The sequence below is a fragment of the Saccharopolyspora sp. NPDC000995 genome, from assembly GCF_053599315.1.
Window position 1 is genome coordinate 1 of the sequence record NZ_JBSFLZ010000153.1, and the last position, 15,284, is coordinate 15,284.

The following is a 15,284-nucleotide window of genomic DNA, read 5'->3' on the forward strand; positions in this document are numbered from 1 at the left end:
GCCCCGTAGTAGACTGGTAACGCAACGGCTCCACCTGTAAATCGTGTTCTTTGGTCGGAAAACGATCTTACTAGGTCGGGGCCGTTGCCCTATTGCCCGGTATTCAAACCGCCAGAATAATGCTCATGGAGGTTGAGGATCAATGGCATACGCGGTCTTGTTGATGATCGGCGGGGCATTACTGCTCAATGGTCTAGCCGTGTTAGAAGTGGTTGATGGGAAGAGTATTGCAGTCGTCAACATATTCATTGGACTACTGGCGAGCGCCGCGCCATTTTATCTTCTCACGCAAGTAGTCGGTTCTGATGGCGCGTCCCTGGACAAGGCCCTATCAGTAGCCCCCATGTGGCTGTTCGCTCTGACATTTCTATGGGTGGGCGTAAATGCTCTCACTGGGTATTTCGCGGTTGGGGTTGGTTGGTACTGCTTATGGGTGGCGGTCGTGGCGGTAACTTTCAGCGGCATCAACTACTTCCGTCTGGGCGGATCAGTCGACTCTGTCGTGTGGCTTAACTGGTCGTTTTTATGGATTATGTTTTGGATTCTTCTCGGTCTCGCCAAGCAGCGTGTCGCACGGTTCACTGGATGGCTTGCGGTCATCATGTCTGTGTGGAGTGTGACGCTTCAAGGGGTACTGGGTATGCTCGGGCAATGGCCGCTGCTTCCGACGTGGGCATACGTGTGCGCATCCGCGGTTACGCTGGTAGCCGCTCTAGCGCTTTCCATCCCTGGACATACAGATAGGCGAATCGCACAGAGCCCTAGAGCTCACCCGAATAAGCCAGCTCACGTCGCAGGTCGTTTAGATAATTGATTAAACGGAGGATTAGCGGTGCAACTGTGGCATGGTCGAGACAACACGGGCGAAGGCATGGCCGCCGCTGTGGCTCTAGTACGACCTCACCACGTAGAGGGCGTGGTCGTGCGTGGCGATCGGCGCGGGCGAGAACTGGGCTATCCCACAGCCAACGTCGAGACCGTCGAGCATGCCGCAGTCCCAGCGGACGGGGTGTACGCGGGCTGGTTGGTCCACCGAGGTCGTCGCCTGGCCAGCGCAATCTCGATTGGCAAAAACCCTACATTCTCTGGACGCCAGCGCACCGTCGAGGCCCACATCCTCGACATCGACGAGGATCTTTACGGTGAGTGGGTCCAGATCGACTTCGTCGAGCGGTTGCGCGAGATACAGCGTTTCGACTCAGTCGCACAGTTGATTGAGGCTATGGACTCCGACGTCCGGCGCACTCGCTCCGTCCTCGGGTTGTCGAGTTCGCCGCACCCGGCACCACGTGCTCCGGCAGCCCAGCCCACCGCTCCGCGGGACGGGGCGGGGATCCACAGTTCTACACGCCGGCATGTGTCGAACCAGCCGATGATCGCGCCCTCCATCCTCTCCGCCGACTTCGCCCGTCTAGCCGACGAAGTGGCCGCCGTCAACGGCGAGCCCGGCCACCGTGCCGACTGGTTGCACGTCGACGTCATGGACGCGCACTTCGTGCCGAACCTGACCCTGGGTCTGCCGACGGTGCAGTCCCTGCTCAAGGTCACAGACATCCCTCTCGACTGCCACCTGATGATCGAGCACCCCGACCGCTGGGCCCCCGGTTACGCCGAGGCCGGCGCCTACAACGTCACCGTGCACGCCGAGGCCGCCAAGGACCCGGTCATGCTGGCCAAGAACCTGCGCGCGGCGGGGGCCAAGGCGGGGCTGTCGGTCAAGCCGAACACCCCGCTGGAGCCCTACGCTGAGGTGCTCAAGCACTACGACACGCTGCTGGTGATGTCGGTCGAGCCCGGTTTCGGCGGGCAGAAGTTCATCGCCGAGGTGCTGGACAAGGTCCGCAAGGCGCGCGAGATGGTCGACACCGGACACCTGAACCTGGTCGTGGAGATCGACGGCGGGATCAACGCCGACACGATCGAGCAGGCCGCCGAGGCGGGCGTGGACTGTTTCGTCGCGGGCTCGGCGGTCTACGGCACCGACGACCCGTTGCGCGCGGTCGAGGGGCTGCGCGCCCAGGCCACCCCGGCCTTCGCGCACGCACGCCGCTGAACGCTCGTGACCAACCAATATCTGCTCGGGGCGATGCGCGAGGCGACCGTGGAGATTCCGAAGTATGAGAACCGTGGTGGTGCTCGGTGAGTACTGCTCGGCAGGCGCCAGGCCGATCGTCTGTACCACGACCTGCTATCTCCCGACGGCGTGCTTGACGTCCGTTCACGGACCCACAAGATCGCTGAGAACATCGTCGCGCCAGCCGCACGCCGGGTCGCCAACGGCGAGGAAAAAGTCGACGGCTTCCTTTGGGATGTGTTCGACACCCTCGCCGACGCCGGTCTCTTCGGTGTGCCCTACGGGTCAAAGGTCGGGTGGCGATGGCCTGGCTCATCCGGTCATGTCGACCGCCGTCGCAATCGAGGAGCTGGCCTACTAAAAACGAGCGCTAACCACTCGACGAGTAAGTCTGAATACGATCAGTGATCGTAGGCGGTGAGTGAGCGAGTGATTGGCTGGCCGGTGCGGAAGTTGTGCCAGATCGCGGCGGCCAGGGCCAGCACGCGCTGGGCGACGCGCACGCTGACTCCCTCGGCCGTGCGGGCGCCGTGTCGTTCCAGGTCCAGCTGGCCTTTCAGGGTGTCGTTGACCGACTCGATGAGTTAGCGGATTTTCTTGAGCATCGGATCGCCTGCTCGCAGGACCTCCTTCTTACGCGACGGGCGCAGCAGCGTGATGCCCTGTTCGGACAGTGACCGTTCGAAGGTCTTCGAGGCGAAACCCTTGTCGCTGATCAGCAGCAGACCGGCCGGTCCTTGATCGTCTCGGCGTCGACCTCCAGCATCGCGGCCAGTACTTCGCGCTCGCCGAGCTTGGGATCGGCCAGCGCCCACAGCATCGGCATCCCGGCTGGGGTGCACACCAGGTACAGGCGCAGACCCCAGAGCGTGGTTGGGGTGACAACGCGCCGCGAAGTCGCTGGGCGTGGCGCGCTGGCCGGTGCGGAGGCTGTTTCAACGGTGGAAGCTCCATTGCAGGCTTGCGCTGGTGAGTAAGCCGACCAAGCGGTCGTTCTCGTTCGAGTTCAAGCTCGACGCGGTTCGGCGTTTCCTCGGAGGCGAGGCAGCCGCGGAGCTGGCCGCCGAGCTGGGTCTGTCCTCTCCGACCTTGCTCAAGACGTGGGCTCGGACCTATCGGCGTGACGAGGAGGACGGACTGCGCCCGAAGCCGAAAGGCAGGCCACCACGAGCATCAGATAGCACGCCTGGCCAGGTCGGCGAGCTGGAACGGCTGCGGCGCGAGAACGCCCGGCTCCAGGCGGAGGTCGCTTACCTGGGAAAACTGCGGGCCTTGCAGGAAGAGCTCAAAGAGGCGATCATCACGACCTTCGAGGCCAACAGGCGCCGCGGGCGTCGCGTCGTGCACCGCGAACTGCGTAAAGCCGGGTGGCGGGTCGCGAAGAAGACCGTGCTCAAGCTGATGCGTGAACTGGATTTGATCTGCCTGATCCGCCGGCGGCGGCGCTATGTGTCCTACCAGGGCACGGTCGGCAAGATCGCCGCGCCGGGAAGCCGTGATCTGCTTTCAGGACGAAAGCGGGTTCTCGCTGCTGCCGGTGGTGAGGGGCTACCTGGGCGCCGCGTGGCCAGACGCCGGTGTTGACCCACCGGTTCTCCTGGAAGCGGATGTCGATGGCCAGCGTGCTGGCCTATCAGCCCGACCGCAGCCTAGGCCACATTCGTGTTCCAGACCAAACACGGTGCCTACAACACCGCCTCACTAATCGAGTTCCTCACCGACCTGCGGGAGCATCTGGGCGGGCAACCGGTCACGTTGATCTGGGACGGGCTGCCCGCACAGAACAACCGGCGGACTCGCAGCCGAATCAGCACCTCCCGGTCCGAGATCGCGGTGTCGGACAACCGCAGTTCGTAACGGCTGTGCACCCGATCGGACAGGTTTCCGCAGCCAGGACTCCTCGACGAGCCGGTCAACGGCCTCGACCCGGAGGGCATCCGCTGGATCCGTCTCTTCCTGCGCGAGCAGGCGGAGGCCGGTCGAACCGTGCTGCTCTCCTCCCACCTGATGGGCGAGCTCGCCGAGACCGTCGACGACGTCGTCGTCATCTGCGAAGGGAGCATCGTCGCCGACGGCACCCTGGACGAGGTCACCGGCTCCCATCGGAGCCTCGAGGACGCCTTCTTCTCGCTCACCGGCGACCGGGGCGTGCGATGAGGGCGCTGGCCGCGGAGCTGTCGAAGCTCGTCTCCCTGCCGTTCGTGTTGGTTGCGGCGGCGGCCGGGATCGTCGTGCCCGTCGGCATTGCCGTGATCACCGAACTGACCTCCGCGCCGGGTCCGGACACCGGGCTTCTCCGAGCTGGCCGTCGGCGTGCTCGGCGCGATCATGCTCGGCGTCACCGCGATCGGCAGCGAGTACGTCACCGAGGGCGAGGAGTCGGCCGGGGGCCGGCAGATCACCACGACGCTGACAGCCACGTCCTCGCGCGTCAGGGTGCTCGTCGCCAAGGTCGTCGCCGTCGCGATGGCGACGGCGGCTCTCGCCGTCGTGGCGATCGCCCTGGTCCAGGTCACCGGCCGCGTCTTCCACGGCAGCGCCGAGCCGGCTCTCGATGGCGAGGCGCTGGCCAGGCTCGGCGGCGCGCTCCTCTACTGCGTGCTCATGGCATTGCTCGCCTTTGGCCTGACCGTGCTCACTCGCAACGGGATCGTTCCGATGGCCGTCCTCGTGGCGAACTCCTCGGCGGTGACGGTGACCTACCTGCTCGCCCGCGGCATCCCCGCCGCGGGCGAGCAGGCCTCGCGGGGATGCGCATGTTCACCACTGTCCGCACCGGCGTCGAGATCGCGCCGGTGACCGGCGGACTCGTCATGGCCGCCCGGGTCGCGGCGCTCCTCGTCGTCGCCAGCGTCGTGTTCTCGAGGCGTGACGCATGAGCGCCGTCGCTGCGAGGAGCCGTGCCCGGGGCATTCGCTGACGCCGTGCGTGCAGAGGCCTCGAAGCTTGTCAGCCTGCCCGCGACCTGGCTCGTCCTCTCCGGGACTCTGGCCCTCATGGTCGTGCTCTCCTGGGCCTTCGCCTCCCAGGCCCCGGCTCGGCGAGAAGTCGGTCGACGTCCTCGACTTCGGGGTCGCCGCCATTCGGCTGGACCCAGTGCGGCTTCTTCCTCCTCGGTGTGATCGCCGCGACCTCGGAGTACGTCGGCGGCCAGGTCTGCACGACCCTCGTCGCGGTACCCGACCGCCTCGCCCAGCGTCTGGCGGGCGTCGCGGCCCTGCTCCCGCTCGCCTTGGTCGCGTCCCTCGTCACGGTGGCCGTGTCGATCGGCACGGTCCTCGTCGTCACCGGCACCTCGGTCGGCGATGTCGACCCGCTCGTCGCGGTCCGAGTCGTGGTCGGCGCGGCCGGCTACCTGGCCCTCATGGCCCGTCCTCAGCTCCGCGGTCGGGTTCCTCGTGCGCCGGACGGTCCCGGCCGCGGCAGGCCTTCTCGTCTGCCTGCTCATCGTCAGCCCGCTGCTGCAGGGCCAGGACCTCTACTGGCTGCCCGACATGGCCTCCTACTCGCTCTGGTACGCGACCGCCCCCGAGGGAGCGCCGCCCGCGCCGGTCGAGTGGCTCGTCGTCGTCGGCTGGACCCTGGCCTTCCTCGTCCCCTCGATCGTCGCCTTCCGCCGGAGGGACGTGTGAGGGCGTCAGGACCGCACCCGGAACCGCTCCCGGTACTCGCCGGGCGTGACGCCGAGAACACGACGGAACGCTCGGTTGAGGGTGTCGACGGTGCCGAAGCCGCAGGCGATCGCCACCTTCTCGAGAGTGTCGTCGGAGGCCTCGAGGCGGTTGCGGGCGATCTCGACCCGGGCGGACTCGATGTACGCGGCCGGCGTCGTCCCCAGCTCTGTCTTGAAGATCCGCGTGAGCTGCCGGTCACTGATGTGCAGCTGCTCGGCGAGGCCCGCCACCGTCAGCCGTTCGGCGGCGTGCTCGGCGATGTGGTGCTTGAGCTCCTCGACGCGCCGGGTGGCCGACACCGTCTCGAGCGGGACGCTGAACTGGCTCTGCCCGCTCGGCCTCTTGAGGTACATCACGAGCTGGCGCGCCACCTTGAGCGCGTACTCCTGTCCGAAGTCCTCGGCGACCAGCGCCAGGGCGAGGTCGAGGCAGGCTGTCAGCCCGGCACCGGTCCACGTGCTGCCCTCGCGGATGAAGATCGGGTCGGGGTCGACCTCGACCTCCGGGTGCTCGGCCGCGAGCTGGGCCGCCGTCGACCAGTGCGTCGTCGCCCGCTTGCCGTCGAGGAGCCCGGCTCGAGCGAGGACGTGCGCGCCCACGCACACCGAAGCGACTCGCCGGGACCGCGGTGCCAGCTCCCTGACCCTCTCGACGACGCCCGCATCGACGAGGGCGGTGATCCGGCGCTGCTCGTCGACCTCGACCGCACCGGGGACGACGAGCGTGTCAATGGCCCTGTTCGCGACCTCATCGAAGGTGACGTCGGGCAGGACCCGCACGCCCGCCGCGGTGGTGACCGGATCCATCGTCTCTGCTGCCAGCAGAACCTCGTACCCCGTGGGTTCGTCCATCTCGCGCTGCAGCAGGGAGAAGACCTCCGGAGGACCGGTGACGTCGAGCAGGTCGATCCGGTCGAACAGCACCACGACGACGAGCCGCTCGATCATGTCCGACCTCCCTGACGACCTGTGTCGGTATTTGCAGGTTACATGACATTGCCGACACGGCCAACTGCTCATAGCGTTGGTCGTGGCCGCCGGAGGGCGGACCGGAAACACTCAAAAGCGAGAGGAAACACCCCATGGCACGCACCACGCTCCGCGAGCTCAACGGCTTCGACCAGACCCCCGCCGTCCTCGCGAACTCGACGGTCGTCCTCGTGGACTACCAGAACACCTACACCACCGGCGTCATGGAGCTCGAGGGCTGGGAGCCCGCGCTTGCCGCCGCCGCCGACCTGCTCACCCGGGCCCGCGAGGCCGGGGCGACCGTCATCCACATCGTCAACGACGGCGGCGAAGGCACCCCGTACGACATCACCGCCGAGATCGGGCAGATCCACCCGAAGGTCGCGCCGATCAAGGGGGAGGCCACTGTCGTCAAGGGCGCGCCGAACGCCTACGTCGGAACGAACCTCGGCGAGCTCGTCGATGCCGCTGGCAACGAGGACGTCGTCATCGCCGGGTTCATGACGAACATGTGCGTGCAGTTCACGACGGAGGGCACGTTCCTCGCGGGGAAGAAGCCCACCGTCGTCGCCGACGCCTCGGCCACCCGCCCGCTCGAGTCCGGGATCGCGCCCGTATCGGCCGAGCAGCTGCACAACAGCGCCCTGGCGACAATCGGTGACCTCTACGGCGTCGTCGTGCGGACGGCGTCCGACCTCGGTTGATCCTCGACGACAAGCCGGGCGCTCACGCCGAGCTGGCCCGCCAGCGCGTAGATGGAATCGGCGGCCAGGTTCCGCTCGCCGCACTGGATCCCCGAGGTAGCGCGGCGGGACGCCGAGCTGCGGTTTGTCAATTCGGACCACCCGGTGGCAGCCGGGTCAGGTCGGCAGCACGACGCCCGCCACTGCGGCGGCGTGAAGATGCTCGACGAATCGGGGGATCATCCGCAGCGGCGCTCGGTGCCCGTCACCGGTGAGCAGGGCGGGCTCTGCCTCGATGGCCCAGGCCAGTTTCTGCTGGTAGGCGCGGCGAATGGCAGGACTGGTTGACCACCTCGGCGATGGTGTCCCGGCTGACGCGGGGATCGAACTGAGCGACCACGGCGTGGATCATCGAAATCGGGTCACGGTCGTCGACGTCCGAGCATTGGGCGCATCGTGGCCGTCCACCGCGGTCGATGACCTTGACTCGTGTGGTCGTGCTGCAGGCCGCGGGGTGCCGGGGATCGACCGTCGAGTAGCACCCCGGGACGCTCTGCCAGGGCGGAGGCCAACCGCCGTGCCTTCGCCCGCCCTCCGCCGACAGTGATCACCACCGACCGGATCCGGTCTGCAGCCAGGCACGGTTCGGCGGCGGTAACGAGGTCAGTGATCAGCCCAATCGGGTCAGCAAGCGCCCGATCGTCCTCGCCTGCGGTCACGATTCGACGGCTCCACGGATGCGCGCTCGCTTCGGCCGCAGATCGCCGACACCGTTGTCGGCGCCGACAGCCTTCTTCCGCCGAGTGATCGCCGAGGCCGCATTGGCCGTCGGGACCGGCTCGATCAGTTCGTCCATGGTGCAGTCGAGGATGTCGAGCAGCACCATGAGCACCTTCAGGCTCAGCCGTTCCGGACGCTCGACGACCAGCCGGTAGACCTGGCTGGAGGACAGTTCGATGTCCCGCTGCGCCAAGGGCTTGATCAGGTCGGTGGTCTGGAACATGTCCCAGTCGGCCATAATTTTGCGCAGATGCCAGCGATAGTCGAGTTTGGCAGTCATCAACAGTCCTTGTCTGTTTCAGGAACGCCGCGGACTCCCAGCGCGGGACGCAGCGCCGCGGCCAGTCGCACGGTGTCCTCGGCATAGCCGAACCGGTGCCCGGTGATCAGACGTGAATGGTCGTCAAGGAAAGCGAAAAGGTAAGTTTTCCGGCCTCCCACCTTCGGTCCGTGGAGGGCATCGCCGGTCCACAACTCGTTCGGGCGGGCCGCTTCGAACCGGCCGAACACCGCCGGGCTGCCGCTGCCGTGGGTGCGCAGCCCGTGCTCGGCGAACAAGCGTTGCAGGGTGCGCTCACCCGGCGCCCACCCGAGCTGGGTGCGCAGGATCCGGTGGACCTGCGCACCGGTGCGGTCAGGGTTCTCCTTCTTCAGCGCCAGCGCCAAATCGATGATCTCGGCCGGGGTGCGTGGGCTCGACTGACGTTGGGCAGGCACCAGCGCATCGAACCCGCCCCGCCGCCAAGCCCTGATCCACCGATCCAAGGTGTCCCGGGAATAACGCACCCGTTTGCCGAACGGGTCGACGTGCTCGACCGCGACGATCGCGCGCACCATCTTGCCCGCGCCTTCGTCGACAGCTCGGGATCCGCCGCCTCCCGGATCAGCTGATACCGAAACAGCCCGATCTTGCGGGCCCGCTCGGCCCGCGCCGCTTGTTCTTCTCCGACAACCATCTCCCACCACCTCCATGGGTGTGCCTGTTCACCCTCTACGATGACAGCCGCAGCCGTCTCACGATCATCTTGCTTCACACCATGATCATCGCGAGGCGGATGTCCGCCTGATCAACAAGGTCCCACGTGTGCCCCCCACCAGCCAAGATCACGAAAGTGCTGCTGCCGTACTAGGGATCACATCCCCGGAGGACGACGATGTCCCTTCAGGTCGGTCATCCGGCGAGACGGTGCAGGACGGCGGCCGCCAGCGCGGTGCGTTCCAGCATCCCGGTGACGCTGATGTGCTCGTGCCGGGCATGCGCACCCTCGCCCACCGCGCCGAAGCCATCCAGCACCGGGTGGCCCAGCGCGGCCACGAAGTTGCCGTCGCTGGCGCCGCCGACCGAGCGCTCCCGCAGCGTCACGCCCAGTTCCGTCGCTTGTTCGCGGGCCAACTCGTAGAGCCGTCCGATGGCTTCCGAGCGTTCCATCACCGGTCGGTTCCAGCCGCCGGTCACGGTGACCGTCGTGCGGGGATCATGCGCTCTCAAGGCCGCCAGGGCCGCGTCGATGCGGGCCGCTTCGGCCGCGCTGGACACGCGGACGTCGATTTCGCCGGAGGCCGCGCCGGCGATCACGTTCTGCCGCGTGCCACCGGCGACCACGCCGACGTTCACCGTGGTCCCGGCGTCCGGATCGGACAGTCCGTTCAGCGCCAGGACCACCCGGGCCAGCTCGTCGATCGCGCTCGCGCCCTTCGCGGGGTCGAGCCCGGCGTGCGCCTCGACCCCGCTCACGTGCGCCTGAAACAGGCCCACGCCCTTGCGCGCGGTTTTCACCGCGCCGTCCGCGCTCGCCTCGAACACCAGCGTCGCGCGGGTGCCTGCGGCTGCCGCCTCGATCACCGGCCGCGACGCCGGGCTGCCGATCTCCTCGTCGCCGTTGAGGACCAGCCGCACCGCGGGGCGCGGCAGCCCAGCCGCGTCGAGCGCACGCATCGCCCACACCGCGTGCACCAGGCCGGACTTCATGTCGAAGACCCCCGGCCCGGTCGCGCGGTCGCCGTCCACGGTGAACGGCCACCCGGCGAGGGTGCCGAGCGGCCACACCGTGTCGTAGTGACAGATCAACAGCACAGGGTCGCCGTGGCCGGGAAAGTCGTAGACCTTGATGTCGCCGTATCGGCCGCCGTCGACGTCCAGGAGCGCTGCCGGCGAGCCCAGGCGTTCACCCAGCCATCCGTCCATCCAGGACAGTCCACGGTCGAGGGCTGCCTTGTCGTCACTCGGCGTTTCGATGCCGACGTAGGCGGCGAGGTCGGCCAGGAGGTCGTCGCGGTGCGTGCGCACCCACTGGTGCAGTTCGCGGATCACAGCGCTCGCTCCAGTTCGGTCAGGTGGTCTTCGGACATCGCGACGGCGCCGGTCTCGACATCGCGCAGCCGCGCCAGCATCGCCCGCAGCAGCGGTACCTGCGCCGCCGCCAGCACCGGCGCGTAGTGGTGGTGCACCTCGACCGGGCGGTGCCGCACCGCGATGTCCCGCCAGATGCCGCTGCGGTCTTTCGGCTGGGTCCGCAGCCAGGCGACGAGTCGGTCGGTCGCCGCGTCGCGGCCGGGCGCGCCCGGCAGGTAGGCGGCGGGGTCGAACTGGTCGAACGCCTCCAGGGTCCGGTCACCGGCTGCGGCGAACACCTCGGCGGTGAGCGCGTGCATCAGTGGCCGGTGCCGGTCGATCAGGTCGGCCATCGGCGCGTCGGCCAGCGCGGTCGCGGTGAGCATCGCGCCGAAGCCCAGCTTGGCCCACAGATAGCCCTCGACGTTGGCCGTCGCTTTGGCCGGGCCCCACGCCTGCAGGTCGGCGACGATCTCTTCGACCCGGTCGGTGATCCGGCCGTCCGGCTCGCCGACGACCAGCGCGCCGAGCCCGCCGTCCCGCACGATGCCGGGTGCGACGACGTCGGCGAACAGGTTCACGAACGCGCCGACCGTCCGTTCCGGACCGACGTGCGCGGCGATCACCGGTTCGTTCAGCCCGTTCTGCAGGGAGACAACGAAGCCGTCGGGCGCGAGCCGCGGGGTCAGCCAGGCCATGACCGTCTCGGTGACCTGTGCCTTGACGGCCAGCAGCACTCGCCCGAACACCGGCGGGGCCGCTTCGGGCAGGAACGCGGGTAGCTCCACGGTTTCATCCCCGCCGGGACGGCGCAGCGTCAGGCCGTGGTCGGCGAACGCGGCCACGTGCGCCGCATCGGCGTCTACTATGGACACCGGATGGCCCGCGTGTGCGAGGTGGAACGCGATCGTCCCGCCGATCGCCCCGCCGCCGACCACGGTGTACGAACGCCGGTCAGACATGCGCATCCTTTCCTCTTTGTACGGATGTTTCGCCGGCCCAGTGCAGCGGCAGCCCCGCCGCGCCCGCGGTCGAACCGCCGTCGACGCGCAGGATGGCGCCGGTGATCCAGCCCGCTTCCGGGCCGGCGAGCCAGAACACCGCGTCGGCGATGTCACGCGGCTCACCGCGTCGGCCGAGCGGGTTGACCGACACCGCTGACGCATATGCCTCGGTGACCGGGTTCGCGTCGCTGTCCACCGTGACGAAGCCGGGGCTCACGGCGTTCACGCGGATGCCATGCGGGCCGAGTTCCACCGCACAGGCCTTGGTGACCATCTCCAGCGCGGCCTTCGACGTCGCGTAGTGCGCGGCGCCGGGCCGCGCCCGGGTGGCCGCGCCGGAGGAGATGTTGACGACCGCGCCGCTCTTCCCGGCGGCCACGTTCTGCTGTCCGAACGCGACAGTCGTCAGCAGCGCCGCCCGGACGTTGACGTCCTGGACGCGGTCCCAGATCGCCGCGGTCAGCTCCAGCAGGGGCGTGGCGGGGTAGCTGCCCGCGGCATTCACGAGCACGTCGACCGCGCCAGCCCGGTCGACCAGCCCCTCGGCGAACTCGGCGTCGGCGAGATCGCCCGGCAGTTCGACGACCTCGGCCGCCGAGGTCAGCCGGGCCGCCACCGCGGCGAGTTCGACCGGACGGACATCGGACAGGACGAGGCGGTCGCCCGCGGCGGCGAAGCGCTCGGCGATCGCGGCGCCGATGCCGCCGCCGGCCCCGGTGACGAGCACGGTCCGCATCACAGTTGCTTCCCCTTCGTCTCCGGCATGGTGAGGTAGACCGCGACGCCGATGAGCGCGGCGACCGCGACGTAGACCCACACCAGCTGTCCGAGGTGGTTGGCGTTGAGCCAGGTCGTCACGTACGGGGCGGTGCCGCCGAAGATCGCCACGGCCAGCGCGTAGGGCAGGCCGATGCCGGTCGTGCGCACCTCGGGCGGGAACTGCTCGGCCATGATCACCGCGCAGTTGGCGGAGTACCCGACGATCAGGACCAGCCCGATCAGCTCGATGACGAACACGCTCCAGAAGGAGTTGCCCAGGAAGTGGAACGCGGGCCAGGCGAACACCACGAAGCCCGCGGCGAACATCGTCATCGTCGCCTTGCGCCCGAGCCGGTCCGACAGCAGGCCGCCGAACGGCAGCAACACGATGAACACCACCATGGCCAGGGTGTTGGCCAGCAGCGCCGTGCTGAGCGGGATGCCGGTGGCCAGGTGCGCGTACGCCGGCATGTAGGAGACCCACACGTAGTAGATCAGTGTCCCGGCGATGGTCACCCCGGCCACGCGCAGCGCGGCGCCCGGGTGGTCGCGCAGCATCGCGACCAGCGGGTTGCGCCGCGGCTTCGAGCCGAGCTTGGCGAACGCCTCGGTCTCGTGCACCGACACCCGCAGCCACAGGCCGACCAGGCCGAGCAGCCCGGCGATGCCGAACGCGAGCCGCCAGCCCCACGCGTGCAGGTCCGGTTCGGCCAGCGTCGAGTTGAGGATCGTGCCCATCAGCGCGGCCAGCAGCGAGCCGAGGCCGACCGAGACCTGCTGCCACGAGCCGGCGAACGCGCGCCGCCCGGGCGCGGCCGATTCGATGAGGAACGCCGACGATGAGCCGAACTCGCCACCGGCCGAGAAGCCCTGCACGAGCCGCGCGAGCAGCAGCACGAGCGGGGCCAGCACGCCGATCTGCGCGTACGTCGGGCAGAGCGCGATCACGATCGACGCCCCGGCCATCAGCGAGATGGTGAGGGTCAGGCCCTTCTTGCGGCCCTTGCGGTCGGCGTACGCGCCGAGCACGGCACCGCCGATCGGGCGCATGACGAACCCGACGGCGAACACGGCCAGCGTCGACAGCAACGCTGTGGTGTCGTTGCCGCCGGCGAAGAACTGGCCGGCGAAGACCGGGGCGAACGTGGCGTAGACGGCCCAGTCGACCCATTCGACGGTGTTGCCGACGGCGCCGGCGAGGATCGCCTTGCGTTGTTGCGTGGTCAGCCGGTGGCTGACCGTGGTGTCCACAGTGGTCATGTCCGCTCCCGGAGGACGTGGTCCACGATCTGCGCGTGCGTGGCGAACCAGACGCCGTCGTGGCCGCTGATGTGGTCGAGGAGCTCGGCGAGGACGGCCAGGCGCGAGCGGTGCCCGATGATGTGCGGGTGCATGGTGAGCTGGAAGATCCCGCCGTCCGCGTAAGCGGCGTCGAACTCGTCTCGCCAGATGGTGAGCACCCCGCGCGGCGGCGTGTAGGGCCGCAGCGCCGCGAACCGGTCCATCATGAAGTAGGGCGCGTCGTCGCGAATCCACTCGACCGGCAGCTCGACGACACCGGTGGGCTCGCCGTTTTCGAGCAGTTCGTAGCAGTCGTCGTCGGCCATCAGCGAAGTGTCGTACTTCAGGCCCAGCTCGCGGGTGATGGCGAGGGTGTGGGCGGAGAAGTCCCACGACGGCGTCCGGATGCCGACCGGGCGGGTGCCCGCGAGGCGTTCCAGGACGTCGGCGGCTCGGAAGGCGAGGTCGCGTTCTTCGGTCTCGGTGAGCGCGGTGTTGCGCTCGTGGATCCAGCCGTGCAGCGCGACTTCGTGCCCGTCGTCCACATAGGACTTCACCTCGCCGTCGTGCAGCAGGGCCGACACGGCGGGCACGAAGAACGACGCGGGCGCGTCGTGGCGTTCGAGGAGCCTGAGGATGCGCGGCACGCCGACGCGGGCCCCGTACTCGCCCTGGGCCATCTTGCCGGGCAGGACCTCGCCGGCGCGCAGCGCCGGCGTTTCGTGGTCGGAGTCGAAGGACAGCGCCACGGCGACCTGCGCACCGCCCGGCCACGACGCCGGGCGCAGCGAGCGCCCCGCACGCACGTGCTCGACGTGCCCGCGCCACGTCGCTTCGTCCCACTGCCACGGTTGTTCCGTCATGCGTCCTCCAAGCTGGCGGCGGGCGTCGGGGCCCACGCGCGCTTGAGCGTCGAAACCTGCAAGGTCACGTCGGCCTCCCGGAGCCCGGGCAGCGCGCCGACGACGTCGGTGGTGTGGCGGTACAGTTCGCCGTAGTGGCGCAGCACAACCTGGCCGACCAGGTTGAACCGGCCGGTGGTGGCCGACAGGTACTTGGTGGCGGGGTGGGCGGCGAGCTGCTGCCCAGCGCGGTCGAGTTCGCCGGGAACGACCGAAAGCCAGAGCATGAACTCGAGCGCGTAACCGAACATGCCTGGCTCGGCGAGCGTACGGAAGCGCAGGCAGCCCCGCCGCACGAGCGAGTCGACCCGGCGGGCCACCGTGGACTCGCTGGTGCCGACCTGCCGGGACACCTCCTTGAACGGCAGCCGCCCGTCCTCGCCGAGTGCCACGCAGATGGCGAGGTCCAGCTCGTCGAGCTGTTCCGGCGGGCGCTCCCAATGCCGCTCCTCGAACGGGCGCACGTCGCCACCGCGCAACTCGGCCACGGCCTCGGCGCTCAGCTCACCGGGGTCCCAGTCGTGGTTGGAGGTGAAGGTCCGCATGACCGCGAAGATCTCGGCATCCAGGACCTGCTCGGCGGCGGGAAAGCCGTCGCCCTGCAGGCGCGCGATATCGACGTAGGAGGGCAGGACGAACTCGGCGGCGCAGTCGGCGCTGCCGGCCAACACGGTCGTGTACCGCACGTCGGGTCGCGCAGCGAGTGCGTCCGCCACCGCGGCTGCGGTGCCCGGGCGGCACCCCCGCCCCGGGTTCAACCGAACGCCGAGGCCGCACCGGAGCACGTCGGCGAAGCCGAAGATGCGCAGCCCTCCGCACGCGGGGTG

Annotated in this window: 19 protein-coding genes and 2 pseudogenes; 9 read left to right on the forward strand and 12 right to left on the reverse strand. The window is 68.7% G+C overall.

Annotation, left to right across the window (positions count from 1 at the left end; translation table 11 throughout):
* Window positions 1-142: 142 nt before the first annotated feature.
* The 3 genes and pseudogenes from ACWDKQ_RS31630 (at window position 143) to rpe (ending at window position 2,053) form a co-directional block, all read left to right on the forward strand.
* Complete coding sequence (locus ACWDKQ_RS31630; protein ID WP_450142434.1) at window positions 143-814, forward strand: AmiS/UreI family transporter; 672 nt, start codon at window positions 143-145, stop codon at window positions 812-814.
* A 57-nt stretch (window positions 815-871) separates the two neighbouring features.
* A pseudogene (locus tag ACWDKQ_RS31635) lies at window positions 872-1,246 on the forward strand (riboflavin kinase); the annotation flags it as partial.
* 126 nt (window positions 1,247-1,372) lie between these two features.
* A complete protein-coding gene (gene rpe, locus ACWDKQ_RS31640; protein ID WP_450142450.1) occupies window positions 1,373-2,053 on the forward strand; it encodes a ribulose-phosphate 3-epimerase in 681 nt (226 codons plus the stop codon).
* Window positions 2,054-2,475: 422 nt separating this feature from the next.
* Here rpe and ACWDKQ_RS31645 read toward each other — a convergent pair.
* Window positions 2,476-2,939: pseudogene (locus tag ACWDKQ_RS31645) on the reverse strand (transposase); the annotation flags it as partial.
* Window positions 2,940-3,043: 104 nt separating this feature from the next.
* Between ACWDKQ_RS31645 and ACWDKQ_RS31650 the strand changes: the two are divergent.
* On the forward strand, window positions 3,044-3,658 hold the full coding sequence (locus ACWDKQ_RS31650) for an IS3 family transposase (protein WP_450142435.1): 615 nt from the start codon (window positions 3,044-3,046) through the stop codon (window positions 3,656-3,658).
* A 101-nt stretch (window positions 3,659-3,759) separates the two neighbouring features.
* Here ACWDKQ_RS31650 and ACWDKQ_RS31655 read toward each other — a convergent pair whose 3' ends face one another.
* Window positions 3,760-4,137: a transposase family protein gene (locus ACWDKQ_RS31655; protein ID WP_450142451.1), complete on the reverse strand. Its 378-nt coding sequence runs from the start codon at window positions 4,135-4,137 to the stop codon at window positions 3,760-3,762.
* Here ACWDKQ_RS31655 and ACWDKQ_RS31660 point away from each other — a divergent pair.
* On the forward strand, window positions 4,061-4,231 hold the full coding sequence (locus ACWDKQ_RS31660; protein WP_450142452.1) for a hypothetical protein: 171 nt from the start codon (window positions 4,061-4,063) through the stop codon (window positions 4,229-4,231). The genes ACWDKQ_RS31655 and ACWDKQ_RS31660 overlap by 77 nt on opposite strands.
* Here the strand turns inward: ACWDKQ_RS31660 and ACWDKQ_RS31665 are convergent.
* Window positions 4,206-4,361 (reverse strand): hypothetical protein, encoded by a 156-nt coding sequence (locus tag ACWDKQ_RS31665; protein ID WP_450142436.1) that lies wholly within the window; start codon window positions 4,359-4,361, stop codon window positions 4,206-4,208. The genes ACWDKQ_RS31660 and ACWDKQ_RS31665 overlap by 26 nt on opposite strands.
* Window positions 4,362-4,387: 26 nt before the next feature.
* Here ACWDKQ_RS31665 and ACWDKQ_RS31670 point away from each other — a divergent pair, with 26 nt between their 5' ends.
* Together ACWDKQ_RS31670 and ACWDKQ_RS31675 are read left to right on the forward strand one after the other, a co-directional pair.
* Window positions 4,388-4,873: a hypothetical protein gene (locus ACWDKQ_RS31670; RefSeq protein WP_450142437.1), complete on the forward strand. Its 486-nt coding sequence runs from the start codon at window positions 4,388-4,390 to the stop codon at window positions 4,871-4,873.
* A gap of 506 nt (window positions 4,874-5,379) precedes the next feature.
* Window positions 5,380-5,706, forward strand: a complete 327-nt coding sequence (locus ACWDKQ_RS31675) for a hypothetical protein (protein WP_450142438.1) — start codon at window positions 5,380-5,382, stop codon at window positions 5,704-5,706.
* Between the two features lie 5 nt (window positions 5,707-5,711).
* On the opposite strand, the gene ACWDKQ_RS31680 is transcribed toward ACWDKQ_RS31675, so the two are convergent.
* Window positions 5,712-6,695, reverse strand: coding sequence for a GlxA family transcriptional regulator (locus ACWDKQ_RS31680; RefSeq protein ID WP_450142439.1), 984 nt, complete (start codon window positions 6,693-6,695; stop codon window positions 5,712-5,714).
* Window positions 6,696-6,829: 134 nt separating this feature from the next.
* Here ACWDKQ_RS31680 and ACWDKQ_RS31685 point away from each other — a divergent pair, with 134 nt between their 5' ends.
* Complete coding sequence (locus ACWDKQ_RS31685; protein WP_450142440.1) at window positions 6,830-7,420, forward strand: isochorismatase family protein; 591 nt, start codon at window positions 6,830-6,832, stop codon at window positions 7,418-7,420.
* A gap of 51 nt (window positions 7,421-7,471) precedes the next feature.
* A complete protein-coding gene (locus ACWDKQ_RS31690) occupies window positions 7,472-7,747 on the forward strand; it encodes a hypothetical protein (RefSeq protein WP_450142441.1) in 276 nt (91 codons plus the stop codon).
* A 367-nt stretch (window positions 7,748-8,114) separates the two neighbouring features.
* On the opposite strand, the gene ACWDKQ_RS31695 is transcribed toward ACWDKQ_RS31690, so the two are convergent.
* The 8 genes from ACWDKQ_RS31695 to ACWDKQ_RS31730 all read right to left on the reverse strand — a co-directional run.
* Window positions 8,115-8,459, reverse strand: a complete 345-nt coding sequence (locus ACWDKQ_RS31695) for a helix-turn-helix domain-containing protein (RefSeq protein WP_450142442.1) — start codon at window positions 8,457-8,459, stop codon at window positions 8,115-8,117.
* Window positions 8,459-9,016, reverse strand: a complete 558-nt coding sequence (locus tag ACWDKQ_RS31700) for a DDE-type integrase/transposase/recombinase (protein ID WP_450142443.1) — start codon at window positions 9,014-9,016, stop codon at window positions 8,459-8,461. Before ACWDKQ_RS31700 ends, ACWDKQ_RS31695 begins: the two co-directional genes overlap by 1 nt.
* A 334-nt stretch (window positions 9,017-9,350) precedes the next feature.
* Complete coding sequence (locus ACWDKQ_RS31705) at window positions 9,351-10,490, reverse strand: M20 family metallopeptidase (protein WP_450142444.1); 1,140 nt, start codon at window positions 10,488-10,490, stop codon at window positions 9,351-9,353.
* Complete coding sequence (locus ACWDKQ_RS31710; protein WP_450142445.1) at window positions 10,487-11,473, reverse strand: ketopantoate reductase family protein; 987 nt, start codon at window positions 11,471-11,473, stop codon at window positions 10,487-10,489. Before ACWDKQ_RS31710 ends, ACWDKQ_RS31705 begins: the two co-directional genes overlap by 4 nt.
* Window positions 11,466-12,251, reverse strand: coding sequence for an SDR family NAD(P)-dependent oxidoreductase (locus ACWDKQ_RS31715; RefSeq protein ID WP_450142446.1), 786 nt, complete (start codon window positions 12,249-12,251; stop codon window positions 11,466-11,468). The genes ACWDKQ_RS31710 and ACWDKQ_RS31715 overlap by 8 nt, the downstream gene beginning before the upstream one ends.
* Window positions 12,251-13,534: an MFS transporter gene (locus ACWDKQ_RS31720; RefSeq protein ID WP_450142447.1), complete on the reverse strand. Its 1,284-nt coding sequence runs from the start codon at window positions 13,532-13,534 to the stop codon at window positions 12,251-12,253. Before ACWDKQ_RS31720 ends, ACWDKQ_RS31715 begins: the two co-directional genes overlap by 1 nt.
* The gene (locus ACWDKQ_RS31725; protein WP_450142448.1) at window positions 13,531-14,418 is read right to left on the reverse strand and encodes a polysaccharide deacetylase family protein; all 888 of its coding nucleotides are present in this window, start codon (window positions 14,416-14,418) and stop codon (window positions 13,531-13,533) included. The genes ACWDKQ_RS31720 and ACWDKQ_RS31725 overlap by 4 nt, the downstream gene beginning before the upstream one ends.
* Window positions 14,415-15,284: Lrp/AsnC family transcriptional regulator (locus tag ACWDKQ_RS31730; RefSeq protein ID WP_450142449.1), on the reverse strand; the 870-nt coding region annotated here is incomplete at its 5' end. The genes ACWDKQ_RS31730 and ACWDKQ_RS31725, both read right to left, overlap by 4 nt.